General features: G+C 46.8%; 10 protein-coding genes. 4 read left to right on the forward strand and 6 right to left on the reverse strand.

What is annotated here, in order from left to right; translation table 11 throughout:
* Positions 1-256: 256 nt before the first annotated feature.
* On the forward strand, positions 257-2,161 hold the full coding sequence (mutA, locus tag H6A28_RS05935) for a methylmalonyl-CoA mutase small subunit (RefSeq protein ID WP_204476944.1): 1,905 nt from the start codon (positions 257-259) through the stop codon (positions 2,159-2,161).
* A gap of 10 nt (positions 2,162-2,171) precedes the next feature.
* A complete protein-coding gene (gene scpA / locus H6A28_RS05940) occupies positions 2,172-4,325 on the forward strand; it encodes a methylmalonyl-CoA mutase (protein ID WP_204476943.1) in 2,154 nt (717 codons plus the stop codon).
* Positions 4,326-4,394: 69 nt separating this feature from the next.
* On the opposite strand, the gene H6A28_RS05945 is transcribed toward scpA, so the two are convergent.
* The 4 genes from H6A28_RS05945 to H6A28_RS05960 form a co-directional block, all read right to left on the reverse strand.
* Positions 4,395-5,648 (reverse strand): ABC transporter permease, encoded by a 1,254-nt coding sequence (locus H6A28_RS05945; RefSeq protein ID WP_204476941.1) that lies wholly within the window; start codon positions 5,646-5,648, stop codon positions 4,395-4,397.
* A 16-nt stretch (positions 5,649-5,664) separates the two neighbouring features.
* Entirely contained in the window at positions 5,665-6,582 is a 918-nt protein-coding gene (locus H6A28_RS05950; RefSeq protein ID WP_204479325.1) for an ABC transporter ATP-binding protein, read from the reverse strand.
* Between the two features lie 163 nt (positions 6,583-6,745).
* Positions 6,746-8,032: an NCS2 family permease gene (locus H6A28_RS05955; protein ID WP_204476964.1), complete on the reverse strand. Its 1,287-nt coding sequence runs from the start codon at positions 8,030-8,032 to the stop codon at positions 6,746-6,748.
* 35 nt (positions 8,033-8,067) lie between these two features.
* Positions 8,068-8,769, reverse strand: a complete 702-nt coding sequence (locus H6A28_RS05960; RefSeq protein WP_204476311.1) for a DUF5020 family protein — start codon at positions 8,767-8,769, stop codon at positions 8,068-8,070.
* Between the two features lie 111 nt (positions 8,770-8,880).
* Here H6A28_RS05960 and H6A28_RS05965 point away from each other — a divergent pair, with 111 nt between their 5' ends.
* The gene (locus H6A28_RS05965; protein ID WP_204476312.1) at positions 8,881-10,989 is read left to right on the forward strand and encodes an alpha-L-fucosidase; all 2,109 of its coding nucleotides are present in this window, start codon (positions 8,881-8,883) and stop codon (positions 10,987-10,989) included.
* Here the strand turns inward: H6A28_RS05965 and metF are convergent.
* Positions 10,983-11,936 carry a methylenetetrahydrofolate reductase [NAD(P)H] gene (gene metF, locus H6A28_RS05970; RefSeq protein WP_204476313.1) on the reverse strand — a complete coding sequence of 318 codons (954 nt, stop codon included), beginning with the start codon at positions 11,934-11,936 and terminating at the stop codon, positions 10,983-10,985. The genes H6A28_RS05965 and metF overlap by 7 nt on opposite strands.
* A 175-nt stretch (positions 11,937-12,111) precedes the next feature.
* Entirely contained in the window at positions 12,112-12,576 is a 465-nt protein-coding gene (locus tag H6A28_RS05975; protein ID WP_239465278.1) for an Lrp/AsnC family transcriptional regulator, read from the reverse strand.
* Positions 12,577-12,743: 167 nt separating this feature from the next.
* Here H6A28_RS05975 and H6A28_RS05980 point away from each other — a divergent pair, with 167 nt between their 5' ends.
* The gene (locus H6A28_RS05980) at positions 12,744-14,030 is read left to right on the forward strand and encodes an O-acetylhomoserine aminocarboxypropyltransferase/cysteine synthase family protein (RefSeq protein WP_204476314.1); all 1,287 of its coding nucleotides are present in this window, start codon (positions 12,744-12,746) and stop codon (positions 14,028-14,030) included.
* Positions 14,031-14,114 lie beyond the last annotated feature (84 nt).

Here is a 14,114-nt window from a genome sequence, read left to right on the forward strand (position 1 = left end):
CCAATTAAAAACAATAGGGCAAACTTTTCTTTCTTTTTTCCTGACAGAGAATCCGAATAAGTATCTTATGTACACTTTTTTCTTTGACATGTACCAGAACCAGCATGCCGATAGTTTCACGTTTTTAGGCTTTCAAGACTGTAAAAAAAGAAAGAATGTAAGATAAACAACCGGAAAATTTGTATATTTGCCCATGCAGGTTACTCGCCTACACTATAATTTTAAATCTGAATATCAACAAAAACACTAATTCACTATGGCAGATAGTAAAGAAAAACTCTTTTCAGATTTTCCGCCCGTGTCTACCCAAGAATGGATGGACAAAATTATGGTCGACCTGAAGGGAGCCGATTTTGAGAAGAAGTTGGTGTGGAAAACCAACGAAGGTTTCAAAGTGAAGCCGTTCTACCGTCAAGAAGATTTGGAAGGATTGAAAACCACTGAAGGACTTCCCGGACAATACCCATATATAAGAGGTATAAAGAAAGACGACAATACATGGTTTATCCGTCAGGACATTGTGGTGGAAGATGCCGCCGAAGCCAATGCAAAAGCCCTTGACATATTAAATAAAGGAGTCGATTCGCTCGGATTCCAGATTAAAGCCAAAGAACTCAGTGCCGAGTACCTCGACACCCTGCTGAAGGATATTTGTTGCGAATGCATCGAACTGAACTTCTCTACCTGCCAACGCCATACCCTGCAACTGGCACAACTGCTGGTAGCGTATTTCCAGAAAAAAGGCTATGCGCCTGAAAAACTGAGAGGCTCGCTGAATTTCGACCCCATCAGTAAAATGATGCAGAAAGGAAAAGATGTAAGTGCGGTCATCGCCACTGGAAAGGAACTGGTGGAAACACTGGCCGGATACCCGCATTTCCGTTGCATCGCCGTCAACTCGGTACAGCTGAACAATGCCGGAGCGTATATCTACCAGGAATTAGGATATGCCCTGGCCTGGGGAAATGAGTACCTCAACCAGTTGGTAGAAGCCGGAGTGCCCGCTGCACTGGCTGCCAAGAAAATCAAATTCAATTTCGGCATCACCTCCAACTACTTCATGGAAATAGCCAAATTCCGTGCGGCACGCATGCTGTGGGCCGACATCGTGAAACAATACCAACCGAAATGTCCGCGCACGGACTGCAAGAATACAGGAGCCGACGGTACCTGCTACTGCGCCTGCAAGATGGTAGCCCATGCAGAAACATCCAATTTTAACCTCACTCTGTTTGATGCACACGTCAACCTGCTCCGTACACAGACGGAAGCCATGAGTGCAGCCATTGCCGGTGTGAACTCCATCACCGTTTCGCCGTTTGACAAGACCTACGAAACGCCGAACGATTTCTCTGAACGTATCGCCCGCAACCAGCAACTGCTGTTGAAGGAAGAATCGCACCTGAACCGCATCGTCGACCCGGCTGCCGGTTCTTATTACATTGAAAACCTGACCGTCTCCATCGCGAAAGAGGCTTGGAAACTTTTCCTGGCCGTAGAAGACGCGGGAGGTATGTTGGCAGCCGTCAAATCCGGTAGCGTACAGGAAGCCGTGAACCAGAGCAACAAGGCTCGTCACGAAGCGGTATCCAAACGGAAAGAGATTCTGTTAGGTACCAACCAGTATCCGAACTTCAACGAACTGGCTGGCGACAAACGCCCGTTGGACGGATGTACGAAATGCGGATGCGGCGGTCATGAAGAAGCAACCAGCATCCCCAAACTGCAGATGGCACGTGCAGCCAGCGAGTTTGAAGCCCTCCGCCTGGAAACGGAAGCTTCTGGCAAACGCCCGAAGGCCTTCATGCTGACCATCGGCAACCTGGCCATGCGTCAGGCTCGTGCCCAGTTCTCTTGCAACTTCTTAGCTTGCGCCGGTTATCAGGTCATCGACAACTTGGGATTTGCCAGCGTGGAAGAAGGTATCGAAGCGGCCATGAAAGCACAAGCCGACATCGTGGTGCTCTGCTCCAGTGACGATGAATATGCGGAATATGCTATTCCGGCCTTCAAGGCCCTCAACGGACGTGCCATGTTTATTGTGGCAGGTGCCCCGGCTTGCATGGAAGAACTGAAAGCTGCAGGCATTGAGAACTTCATCCATGTACGTTGCAACGTGCTGGAAACTTTACGCGAATACAACCGTAAACTCTTATCTTGAATTGCACACTATGAGACAGAATTTTAAACAAATCGATATATTTGCCGGTTTCCATCCGCAGAACGGCATGGAATGGCAGAAAGAGAATGGCATCACTGCCAACTGGAAAACACCTGAACAGATTCAGGTGAAACCCGTATATACCAAGGAAGACCTGGAGGGTATGGAACACCTGAACTATGCAGCCGGTATTCCTCCTTATCTTCGCGGCCCGTACTCCATGATGTACACCTTCCGTCCGTGGACCATCCGTCAGTATGCCGGATTCTCCACCGCAGAAGAATCCAACGCCTTTTACCGTCGTAACTTGGCTTCTGGACAGAAAGGTCTGTCTGTGGCCTTCGACCTTCCGACTCACCGTGGCTACGACCCAGACCATCCGCGCGTAGTGGGCGATGTGGGTAAGGCCGGCGTGTCTATCTGCTCACTGGAAAACATGAAGGTGCTTTTCGACGGCATTCCCTTGAACAAGATGTCTGTATCCATGACCATGAACGGGGCAGTACTTCCCATCATGGCGTTCTACATCAATGCAGGACTGGAACAGGGTGCCAAACTGGAAGAAATGGCTGGAACCATCCAAAACGATATTCTGAAGGAATTCATGGTGCGTAACACTTATATCTATCCGCCTGCCTTCTCCATGAAGATTATTTCCGACATCTTTGAATACACTTCTCAGAAGATGCCGAAATTCAACTCCATCTCTATCTCAGGATACCACATGCAGGAAGCAGGTGCCACAGCCGACATCGAGCTGGCTTATACCCTGGCCGACGGTTTGGAATACCTTCGTGCGGGAGTGGCTGCCGGTATTGACATCGATGCCTTTGCTCCTCGTCTGTCGTTCTTCTGGGCCATCGGTATGAACCACTTCATGGAAATTGCCAAGATGCGTGCCGCACGTATGCTGTGGGCCAAGATTGTAAAACAGTTTCACCCGAAGAACCCGAAATCACTGGCTCTGCGTACACACTCTCAGACTTCCGGATGGTCACTGACCGAACAGGATCCGTTCAACAACGTGGGACGTACTTGTATCGAAGCCATGGCTGCCGCACTGGGACACACGCAGTCACTGCATACCAACGCGCTGGATGAAGCCATCGCCTTGCCGACGGACTTCTCGGCCCGTATCGCCCGAAACACACAGATTTACATTCAGGAAGAGACACAGATTTGCAAGAACGTAGACCCGTGGGGCGGTTCTTACTATGTGGAATCTCTGACCAACGAACTGGCTCACAAGGCATGGGAACACATTCAGGAAATCGAGAAACTGGGTGGTATGGCCAAGGCCATCGAAACAGGTATTCCGAAGATGCGTATCGAAGAAGCGGCTGCCCGCACACAGGCTCGTATCGACTCCGGCGAGCAGACCATTGTGGGAACCAACAAATACCGTTTGGAAAAAGAAGACCCGATTGACATTCTGGAAGTGGACAACACCGCCGTACGTCAGGAACAGATTGAGAATCTGCGCCGCCTGAAGGAAGGACGTAACCAGGCCGAAGTAGACAAGGCCTTGGAGGCCATCACCGAATGTGTACGCACCGGCAAGGGTAATCTGCTGGAACTGGCTGTAGAAGCTGCGCGTGTACGGGCCACACTGGGAGAAATATCCGATGCCTGCGAAAAAGTCGTAGGACGTTATAAAGCAATTATCAGAACAATATCAGGCGTGTATTCATCAGAAAGTAAAAAGGATGCAGATTTCGCACGGGCTTGCGAACTGACCGAAGAATTTGCCAAGAAAGAAGGCCGCCGTCCACGTGTCATGATTGCCAAGATGGGACAGGACGGACACGACCGTGGTGCCAAAGTAGTAGCAACCGGATTTGCCGACTGCGGCTTTGACGTGGATATGGGACCGTTGTTCCAGACCCCGGAAGAAGCAGCCCGCGAAGCCGTGGAAAACGACGTACATGCAGTAGGTGTATCGTCACTGGCTGCCGGACACAAGACCTTGATTCCGCAAATCATTGCCGAATTGAAGCGTCTGGGACGTGAAGACATCCTTGTATTCGCCGGAGGTGTCATCCCGGCACAGGATTATGACTTCCTGTATAAAGCCGGCGTAATGGCCATCTTTGGTCCGGGTACTTCCGTAGCCAAATCGGCCTGCCAGGTAATGGAACTGCTGCTGGAAAGTGTTGAAGATTAACAAAAGTATCCCCATAAAAAACGAGTCCCAAGCGTAAGTTCGGGACTCGTTTTTTTATGTATCTGTTTTTTACTTATAAGTAATCCAACGAATCATTTCCTTGAAAGAAGGTTTCTTTCCGTACATCAGAATACCTACCCGGTAAATCTTTCCCGCTATCCAAATCATACCGAAAGCAGCGGCATACAAAATCACCACCGACAGCACGGTTTCCCAGACCGGTACATCGAAAGGCAAACGCACCATCATGACAATGGGAGAAGTAAACGGAATCATGGAACACCAGATAGCCAGCGGTCCGTCAGGATTATCGGAACTATAGATACCCGCATACAGCGCAAAAATCAGTAACAGAATAATCGGAGTCATAAACTGTTGGGAATCTTCCTGCCCGTTGATGGCCGCCCCGATGGCCGCAAAGATAGATGCATATACCAGATAGCCTCCGATGAAGTTCAAGACAAAGAAGCCTCCCATTTTGGCTAAATTCAATCCGTGAAGTGTAGCCAGTAACCCGGAAGCCTCTCCCATCAACTCCGGAGAACTGCCGGATAAGCTACCCGCAATGCCCAACAACACCACAATCAACAGAATCCAAATGGCCAGCTGGGCCACACCTACCAGCCCGATACCCACAATCTTTCCAATCATCAGCTGAAAAGGACGTACAGAAGACACAATGACTTCCACAATACGGTTAGTCTTTTCCTCCATCACACTTTGCATCACCATACCTCCGTATGACATTACAAACATATAAATAAGGAAAGTCAATACCATGCCGGCGGCCATGGCTGCTCCCGCATTCGACTCACTTTCCGTGCCGTCGTCACTCCATTTTACTGTTCGGATATTCAGTTTCCGGTTCATATCTTGCATGATGGAAGGTAACTGGGGAATGTCATAGTGAAGCAGTTTGTCCTGACGTACCTGTTCATCAAGTGTCTCGCCTACCAGTCGAGAAAGGCTGTTCGGCACTTCTTTCCGTGAATAAATGGTCACGGCTTCCGGATGAGCCGCCAGGTCGGCCTTGATTTCCACCACAGCCTCAAACGCACTGGAATCTGTCCGAAAAGAAGCCTCCATTTGAGGCACACCGACAAAATGCCAGGATTCATCGTCCTTGAACTGAGGCAGGTATTTCATGGTGGCATCAATGACAGCCACCTGTTTCTGGTCACCTCCCTTAACGGTAGACAACCATAAAGGAACAAAAATAAGTGCCGCAAACACAAACGGCATCAGGATGGTGAGCAAAATGAATGATTTCTTGCTCACTCGATTTATAAATTCACGTTGAATAATAATCCAAGTCTTGTTCATAGCAAAATAGATTTAATTAAATTTTACCTTCTACCGTACGGATAAAAATATCGTTCATGGAAGGAATACATTCTGAGAACTGAATGATTTCGGTTTGGGCACCAATCAGTGACAACATTTCCGAATTGGAGATGGAAGTCAGCTTACGCAATTTGTAACTGACCGTTTGCGCATCGACGACTTGACTGTCAACCACCTCAAAAGCATCCGATTCCGGCAAAGGATTGTCCAATCGTACCGTCAGTTCATACTGATTGCTCTTATACTGAGAACGTATGTCTTGCACAGCTCCCTGCAACACCACCTGGGAATGATTGATCAACGCAATGTGGTCGCAGATTTCTTCTACGGATGCCATGTTGTGCGTAGAGAAGATAATGGTATGCCCTTCTTCTTTCAGCTTCAGGATTTCTCGTTTCAACAGTTCCGCATTCACTGGGTCAAAACCGGAAAAAGGTTCATCGAAAATCAACAAAGGAGGACGGTGGAGTACCGTGATGACAAACTGTACTTTCTGCTGCATCCCTTTGGAAAGTTCTTCCAGCTTCTTGTTCCACCAAGGCATAATATCAAACCGATCGAACCAGTCGGTCAGACGTTTTTTTGCTTCCTGACGGCTCAAGCCTTTCAACTGAGCTAAATAAATGGCCTGTTCCCCTACTTTCATTTTCTTGTAAAGTCCTCGTTCTTCCGGAAGATAACCGATGGAATAAATATCCTGCGGTTGTGAAAGATGCCCATTGAACCATACTTCCCCCGCATCGGGCGCCGTAATACGGTTAATAATACGAATCAGCGTAGTTTTTCCGGCCCCGTTGGGTCCCAGCAAACCAAAGACTTGCCCCTTAGGAACCTGAATGCTTACTTCCTCCAATGCCGTATGGTTGGCATAACGTTTAGTGACTTGTCGTGCTTCTAAAAAAGATTCATTCATGTCTTAGATTTTAAAAGTTTAATTATAAAATACATTTCACATTCAACAAAGGTAGAAAAATCCCTTTTATGACCAACATTTGATTACATTTTGTACATAAAAAAACGGAAATACCGATACTTGTTACATCGGTATTTCCGTTATCTATCAGGATAGATTAAAATTACAAAAAGAACTTAAAGACAAAGATGACCGACAAGATGTACATGGCCGGCGTCAGTTTCTTGGTATGCCCACACAACAAGTTAATCAAGACATAACTGATCATTCCCAGCACAATACCATCGGAGATACTATAAGCCAACGGCATGAAGATAATGCAGATGAAAGCCGGAATGGCCTCAGAATAATCCAGAAAATCTACCTTCTTGACAGAAGACATCATCATCAGTCCCACCAGAATCAGTACCGGAGCCGTAGCAGCTCCCGGAACAGCCAGGAAGAAAGGAGCCAAAAACAAAGATAACAGGAAGCAAACAGCCGTCACAAACGAGGTCAGTCCGCTACGTCCGCCTTCTCCCACTCCGGAAGCACTCTCCACAAAGGTCGTAATGGTACTGGTTCCCAATACGGCTCCAGCTGTCGTACCTACCGCATCTACCAAAAAAGCCTGCTTCAAATGAGGAATCTTTCCGTCTTTTGTCACCATACCCGCCTTTGTGGTTACGCCCACCAAGGTACCGATGGTATCAAACATATCCACAAACAGGAAAGTGAAAACGACAATGACCATTTCCTTGGTGAAGATATGTTCCCACTGGAACTGACAGAAAATCGGAGCTATGGAAGGAGGTGTACTGAATACGCCATCCAGATGAGTCTGCCCCATCGGAATGCCAATCACGGTAGTCAGCAGGATACCAATCAGCAAGGCACCGCGTACTCTTTTAATCAGCAGGATGGAAGTGACCAGCAGACCGATAATTCCCAGTAAGGCAGAGCCTGAAGTGATATCTCCCAGTGAAAGCAAAGTCGCATCGTTGTTTACAATAATACCGGCATTCTGCAAACCTATGAAAGCGATAAACAGACCGATACCTGCCCCAATGGCATTTCGAAGCGTGAGCGGAAGTGCATCCACAATCTTTTCACGCAGATTTGTAATCGTCAACAGAATAAAGATAATACCTTCCAGCAGCACAGCCGTCAGGGCAAACTGCCAGGTATATCCCAGCGTCAGACATACCGTATAGGCAAAAAACGCGTTCAAGCCCATCCCCGGAGCCAGTCCGAAAGGAAGTTTCGCATACAAGGCCATCAACAAGGTGGCAAAAGCAGAAGCCACGACCGTCGTCGTAAACAAGGCTCCTTTGTCCATCCCCGTAGCCGACAGGATATTCGGATTGACCGCCAGAATATAGGCCATGGTCAAAAAAGTAGTAATACCTGCCAGGATTTCCGTGCGTACACGGGTTTCCCGAGGATTAAAGCCAAATAATTTTTCCAGCATTTTCATTTTATAATTGCTTTAAGTCTATTTCCTTATCAGAAACTCCATTTCATGGCCAGTGTCGGAATGAAATAGAAACCGTCGCGAGTAGCAAAATTGGTACTCAACTCCCATTCCGAACCCACACTCAGGTTCAAATTATCGTTCACGTGCTTGAACTTGTTCAGATTAATCCAGAACTGCGGTTCACTGATGAAAATAAAGTTATAGTTCTGCCCCTTTTCGTCAGTATGTTTTTCACGCCAGAAATCGGCAAATCCACTCATTGTAAACTTTCCCTGCCAGAAATTCAGGGTCCACGTACCCGTTAACTGGAAGTTGTGAGGCTTCGCATTCTTCTGGATGTATTTATACAATACCTGAATACCAAAAGTCTTTGAGAAGTCACTGTTGTTCCAAGAATAGGTAGCACCTCCCAAGAATGCATTGTTGATATAATTCAAACCACCATTATATTCTACGTGTGCAGAAAAAGGAGCTTTCCAGAATTTCAGTTCCCGGCTGATTTCCCAATAGGCTGAAGCCACTCCCTTATCCGTGTAATCCATATCGACAAAGAAATACGTGCTTCCCCAATTGTCGGCCTTGAACATTTCGACCGTAGTGGTTACCCAAGGACGTTCGTCGAGTGATTTGTACAAGGCACGTCCCAAGTCGTAGTGTAACTGAATGTTTTGCGCCACGGCTCCTCCCACAAAGGCAGACAGGAGAAGAACGAAAAGAAATAATTTTTTCATTTGAATTTAACTTGTTTTTAATGGTTTTTAAATCGGCTGCAAAATTACATAAAAAAGCACTATAAAAACAAAGAACTCCTTATCTTTGCTTAAACGAATTCAGCAAAGCCCATGAAAAAGCTATTTATCACCTTATTAGTGTGTGTAATCGGTCTGGGAGTGAAAGGCCAAGTTTCTCCACAAGCCTTCCAGCAATGGCACGGAGACAAGTTTTCCATGTTCATCCATTTTGGACTTTATTCACAACTGGGAGGAGTTTGGAACCATCAACAAATTCAAGATGGATACAGTGAACAGATTCGGGCTTTTGCACAAATACCTCAAGAGGAATACGAAAAATTAGCCAGTGAGTTTAATCCCACTGCGTTCAATGCAGACTCCATCGCCTTGCTGGCTAAGAAGGCGGGTATGCATTCCATTATCTTTACCAGCAAGCACCACGATGGATTCTGCCTGTTCAAAACCGCCACCACTCCATTCAATTCCTACGATGCCAGCCCTTGCAAACGGGATTTCGTCAAAGAATTGGCAGAAGCAGCCCACCGACAAGGATTACGGTTCGGACTATACTTTTCACTCATCGACTGGCACTATCCGTATGCTTCGCCCATGTCACCGCATAATGCGGATTTCATTACGGAAGCTCATCACAATTATACCAAGCAACAGTTGAAGGAATTGCTGACTCGCTACGGAACTATCTCAGAGCTTTGGTTCGACATGGGTTCCAACACTCCTGCACAGAGTAAAGAACTTTACGAAATGGTTCACCAGTACCAACCCGACTGCATGGTCAGTGGACGACTGGGAAATGACCAATACAATTTCTGTGTGATGGCCGACAATGACTATCCGGAAAAAACACTGCATGCTCCTTGGCAAAGTGCCGCTTCCATGTTCAATGAAACTTGGGGCTACCGCTCCTGGCAGGAACGCGGCAAGGTGGAAGACAAAGTACGGGAGAAAATTCTCAGCTTGATCAATGTCGTTTCCAGAGGAGGAAACTATTTGCTCAACATTGGCCCTAAAGGAAACGGCGAAGTGGTCGACTTTGAAAAAGAAGTACTGGAACAAATGGGCAACTGGCTTTCTCGTTATGGTTACGCTGTATATCAAACAGAAGCTTCTCCATTCCAGCAAGAATTTGAGTGGGGAGCAGTGACCCGCAAAGACAACCACTTATATCTGTTCCTTTCAGGCAACTATCCGAAAGAAGGAAAAATTACCTTCCAGATGCCAGGCTATATCTTGCAAAAAGGAGACGGGAAAATGGCTACCTACCTGCAATATGGAGATGAAGTGGTGCTCACCATACCAGCCTCAGCCTATAAGGACAAACAGATTCATGTACTGACACTTGATTTTGACAAAAAAATTGAACCGTTACCCGGAAATACGGTCAGAAGCATAGTATTAACTGCACAGAATGCGACTCCACAATACAGCTATTCCTGCTTTGACTATTATACCAACTACCGTAGTGTCATTGGTTACAGCTGGAACTTTGAACAACTGCTTTTAAAGCAGCTGGAAGTGGTTTATACCTCCCAGGAAGCAGGACGTGAAATTGATTTGACCCTTGACGGAAAGACTTATCACGTCACTTTAAACAAAGGTAAAGAACAAAAAATAAATTCACTCTCAAGCCCCACATGGGGAGAAACCTATGTATGCGGACCTGGGAACGGAATTTTCCATGCCAAAGACTCCTTATCTGCCAATCTGCAGCACTCTCCCCTTACCGGTAAAGCCTGGAAACAAACAAAAGAAGAAGGTACACTCGATTGTCCTCAGTTTGCGAGCTACTATATTCTGCGAGAAATCGAAGCACCCCGTTCACAATATGTGCTGGCAGAAGTAGGAGCTGGAAACGGTATGGAAATCTACGTAAACGGAAAATTGATTGCCAAACACTTGAATCCATACCGTACGAAGTTCCGTACTGAAAAAGTACTTCTTCCACTTGAAAAGGGAAAGAATATGGTCATTCTTCGCTCTTACAACCGATTCGAAACTCAGGCAACCTACCTGTTACGCCCAGCCGAAGAGCAAAAGGTCTACCGTCAGGATGTGGTGCTTCCAGATGCCTTGAACGGAAAAGATCATAGCCTTGTATTAAAACCACACAATCCTTCTTCCCCGCATACTGATGCAGAATTATCCAATCTGCGCATCCGGTTAAGAAGGATTGCCCTCAACAAAGGTCAAAAAGATCAATAAATCTCTTTGGCCACTTTATATACACTGTCGGAAGCCATAAAGGTATAGAAATGCAGGCCGGGAACCCCATGTGCCAGCAAGTCTTTGCACTGGGCCTTGCACCATTCTACTCCTACCGCCTTCACCTCCTCATCATTCGCACACTTGCGGAGTTCTGAAGCAAAGGCTTCCGGTATATCCGTGCGGAACACTTTAGGCAACACATTCAACTGATTCTTGAAGACTACCGGCTTGATACCTGGAATGATAGGCACCTCAATACCTTCCTGCCGGCAACGGTCGACAAAAGCATAGTATTTCTCGTTGTCAAAGAACATCTGTGTCACCACGTAATCCGCTCCGTTACGTACTTTCTCTTTCAAGTAAAACAAGTCTGATTCCATGTTGGGCGCTTCTTCATGCTTCTCCGGATAGCAGGCCATGCCATAAGAGAAAGGAGTCTCAATGCCTTCAATTTTCGAACCGTCCAGCGAAATGCCCTGATTGAAGCGGTTCACCTGCTGCTGCAAGTCGGTAGCGTGTTCGTTATAGAGATACAAGTCCTTCGCTGCAATGTCCAACGGTTTGGAGTCGCCTCTCAGCAACAGCAAATTGGTAATGCCTAAAAAGTTCAAGTCGAGCAAGGCGTATTCCGTTTCTTCCTTGGTAAATCCCTTGCAGATAATATGAGGCACCGCCTGAATACCGTACTTGTTCTGAATGGCTGCCGCAATGGCCACTGTACCCGGACGTTTCCGGACCGTGGTCTTCTTCAGATTACCGTCGGGTTGCGGCAGATACACAATCTCGCTGTGGTGAGCCGTGATGTTGATGTACTTGGGGTCGAACTCACGCAACTTGTCGATGACGTGATATACTTTTTGTATGCTGTTTCCTTTCAAAGGTGGCAAAATCTCAAAGGAAAATATCGGTTCCTTACTATTCTTGATTAAATCTATTACTTTCATCGTGCATTTGTTAATTGATTGCGACAAAGATACAAGCAATTGATTTATCCACCAACATTCAAAGAATATTTAGAAAAAAGGAATTGTTTAACCCACAAAACACCTATCAAAACAGAATAATATTCTATTCAGAGCTTCGACTATAGAATAAAAGAGTAGTAAACCATACAGAAGCTTAAATATGAAGTCCGTAGTCGTGCTTCACTTCATCCATCACAAACATGCTTTCCAACGAACCCAGACTGTCGACCGTTCCTAATACATTAATGATAAATTCCTGGTAGTACTTCATGTTTGGGGCATGGATTTTCAACAGGTAATCATAGCTTCCTGAAATGTTGTAACACTCCGTCACCTCCGGTATCTGCTGGATGATGCGAGTAAACTCCATGGCAATGTCCTTGTTCATCCGACGCAACTTCACGTTGCAGAACACCACAAACCCCTGATTCAACTTGTCGGCATCGAGCACGGCAATGTATTTCTTGATGTATCCTTCCCGCTCCAACCTTTTCAACCGCTCAAATACGGGGGTAGACGACAAACTGACTTGTGCTGCCAGTTCCTTGGTAGTCAACCGGGCATTCTCCTGCAACGTGCGGAGAATCTGCAAATCTACTTTATCCAATCTTTCGGTCATAAGAATTTTATTCTATCAAAGTTCATTTTATACATACAAAACTAATCGTTTTTTCTTTTACAACATCACTTGATAGATGAATTTTCCATATTTTCCGTACATATTGGAGGATATGTCCATCAGAACTACTTTTGCATTGTATTTAAAACCTCTAAAAACTCACAGCAATGGAAAAGACTAAGCTACACTTCGAAACACTTCAACTACACGTAGGACAAGAAACACCAGATCCGGCTACCGATGCACGGGCTGTACCTATTTATCAGACTACTTCGTATGTATTTCAGGATTCGGCTCATGCAGCCGCCCGTTTCAGCTTGGAAGAGGGTGGAAACATTTACGGACGCCTGACCAATCCCACACAAAGTGTACTGGAACAGCGGGTGGCCGCATTGGAAGGCGGAGTGGCCGCGCTGGCCGTTGCCTCAGGAGCCGCCGCCATCAGTTACGCGTTTGAAAATATCACCCAACAAGGTGACCATATCGTATCTGCCTGCACCATTTATGGAGGCACTTACAACCTGCTGGCACATACTTTCCCCACCCGGGGCGTACATACTACCTTCGTAGACCCGGAAGACCCGGAGAACTTCGAACGGGCCATCCAGCCGAACACCAAAGCGTTATTCATTGAAAGTTTAGGAAATCCCAACAGTACATTGGTGGACATTGAACGTATTGCGGAAATTGCCCACCGGCATCAGATTCCCCTCTTGATAGACAACACCTTTGCCACCCCCTATTTGTTGCGTCCCATTGAGTACGGAGCCGACATCGTGATTCATTCGGCTACCAAATTCATCGGCGGGCATGGCACCTCGCTGGGAGGTATCATCGTGGATTCCGGTAAGTTCGACTGGAAGGCTTCCGGAAAGTTCCCCCAGTTGACCGACCCAGACCCATGTTACCACGGCCTCTGCTTCACCGAAGTAGCCGGAGCTGCTGCCTACGTGACCCGCATCCGGGCCATCCTGCTTCGTGATACCGGAGCCGCCCTCAGTCCGTTCAATGCTTTCCTGCTCTTGCAGGGACTGGAAACGCTTTCACTGAGAGTGGAACGCCATGTGGAAAACGCCTTGAAGGTAGTGGACTTCCTGCAGCATCACCCCAAGGTGACGAAAGTCAACCATCCGTCGCTGGCGTCACACACTTCTCCGGCACTCTACCAGAAGTATTTCCCGAAAGGAGCCGGATCCATCTTTACCTTTGAAATCAAAGGAGGACGCACCGAAGCGCACCGCTTCATCGACCACCTGAAGATTTTCTCCTTACTGGCCAACGTAGCCGATGTGAAATCACTGGTCATCCACCCGGCCAGCACCACTCACTCCCAGCTCAATGACGAAGAACTGGCCGCACAAGGCATCTCACAAGCCACCATCCGTTTATCAATAGGTACCGAACATATCGATGATTTGATTGCTGACTTGACGCAGGCTTTTGCACAAATCTGACAAACGAGTAAAAAATCCCCCTTGCTTTTAAAATGAAATGCACCCCAAAATGTGGTATCTAACTTTCAGGTGCACTTCAAAATT

It is taken from the genome of Bacteroides mediterraneensis (genome assembly GCF_016900355.1).
In the GTDB taxonomy this organism is placed as follows: Bacteria; Bacteroidota; Bacteroidia; order Bacteroidales; family Bacteroidaceae; genus Phocaeicola.

What these genes read in the sequence shown, in the direction of transcription:
- mutA (WP_204476944.1), top strand. Translation starts at nt 257, where the DNA reads ATGGCAGATAGTAAAGAAAAACTCTTTTCAGATTTTCCGCCCGTGTCT.
- scpA (WP_204476943.1), top strand. Translation starts at nt 2,172, where the DNA reads ATGAGACAGAATTTTAAACAAATCGATATATTTGCCGGTTTCCATCCG.
- H6A28_RS05945 (WP_204476941.1), bottom strand. Translation starts at nt 5,648, where the DNA reads ATGAACAAGACTTGGATTATTATTCAACGTGAATTTATAAATCGAGTG.
- H6A28_RS05950 (WP_204479325.1), bottom strand. Translation starts at nt 6,582, where the DNA reads ATGAATGAATCTTTTTTAGAAGCACGACAAGTCACTAAACGTTATGCC.
- H6A28_RS05955 (WP_204476964.1), bottom strand. Translation starts at nt 8,032, where the DNA reads ATGCTGGAAAAATTATTTGGCTTTAATCCTCGGGAAACCCGTGTACGC.
- H6A28_RS05960 (WP_204476311.1), bottom strand. Translation starts at nt 8,769, where the DNA reads ATGAAAAAATTATTTCTTTTCGTTCTTCTCCTGTCTGCCTTTGTGGGA.
- H6A28_RS05965 (WP_204476312.1), top strand. Translation starts at nt 8,881, where the DNA reads ATGAAAAAGCTATTTATCACCTTATTAGTGTGTGTAATCGGTCTGGGA.
- metF (WP_204476313.1), bottom strand. Translation starts at nt 11,936, where the DNA reads ATGAAAGTAATAGATTTAATCAAGAATAGTAAGGAACCGATATTTTCC.
- H6A28_RS05975 (WP_239465278.1), bottom strand. Translation starts at nt 12,576, where the DNA reads ATGACCGAAAGATTGGATAAAGTAGATTTGCAGATTCTCCGCACGTTG.
- H6A28_RS05980 (WP_204476314.1), top strand. Translation starts at nt 12,744, where the DNA reads ATGGAAAAGACTAAGCTACACTTCGAAACACTTCAACTACACGTAGGA.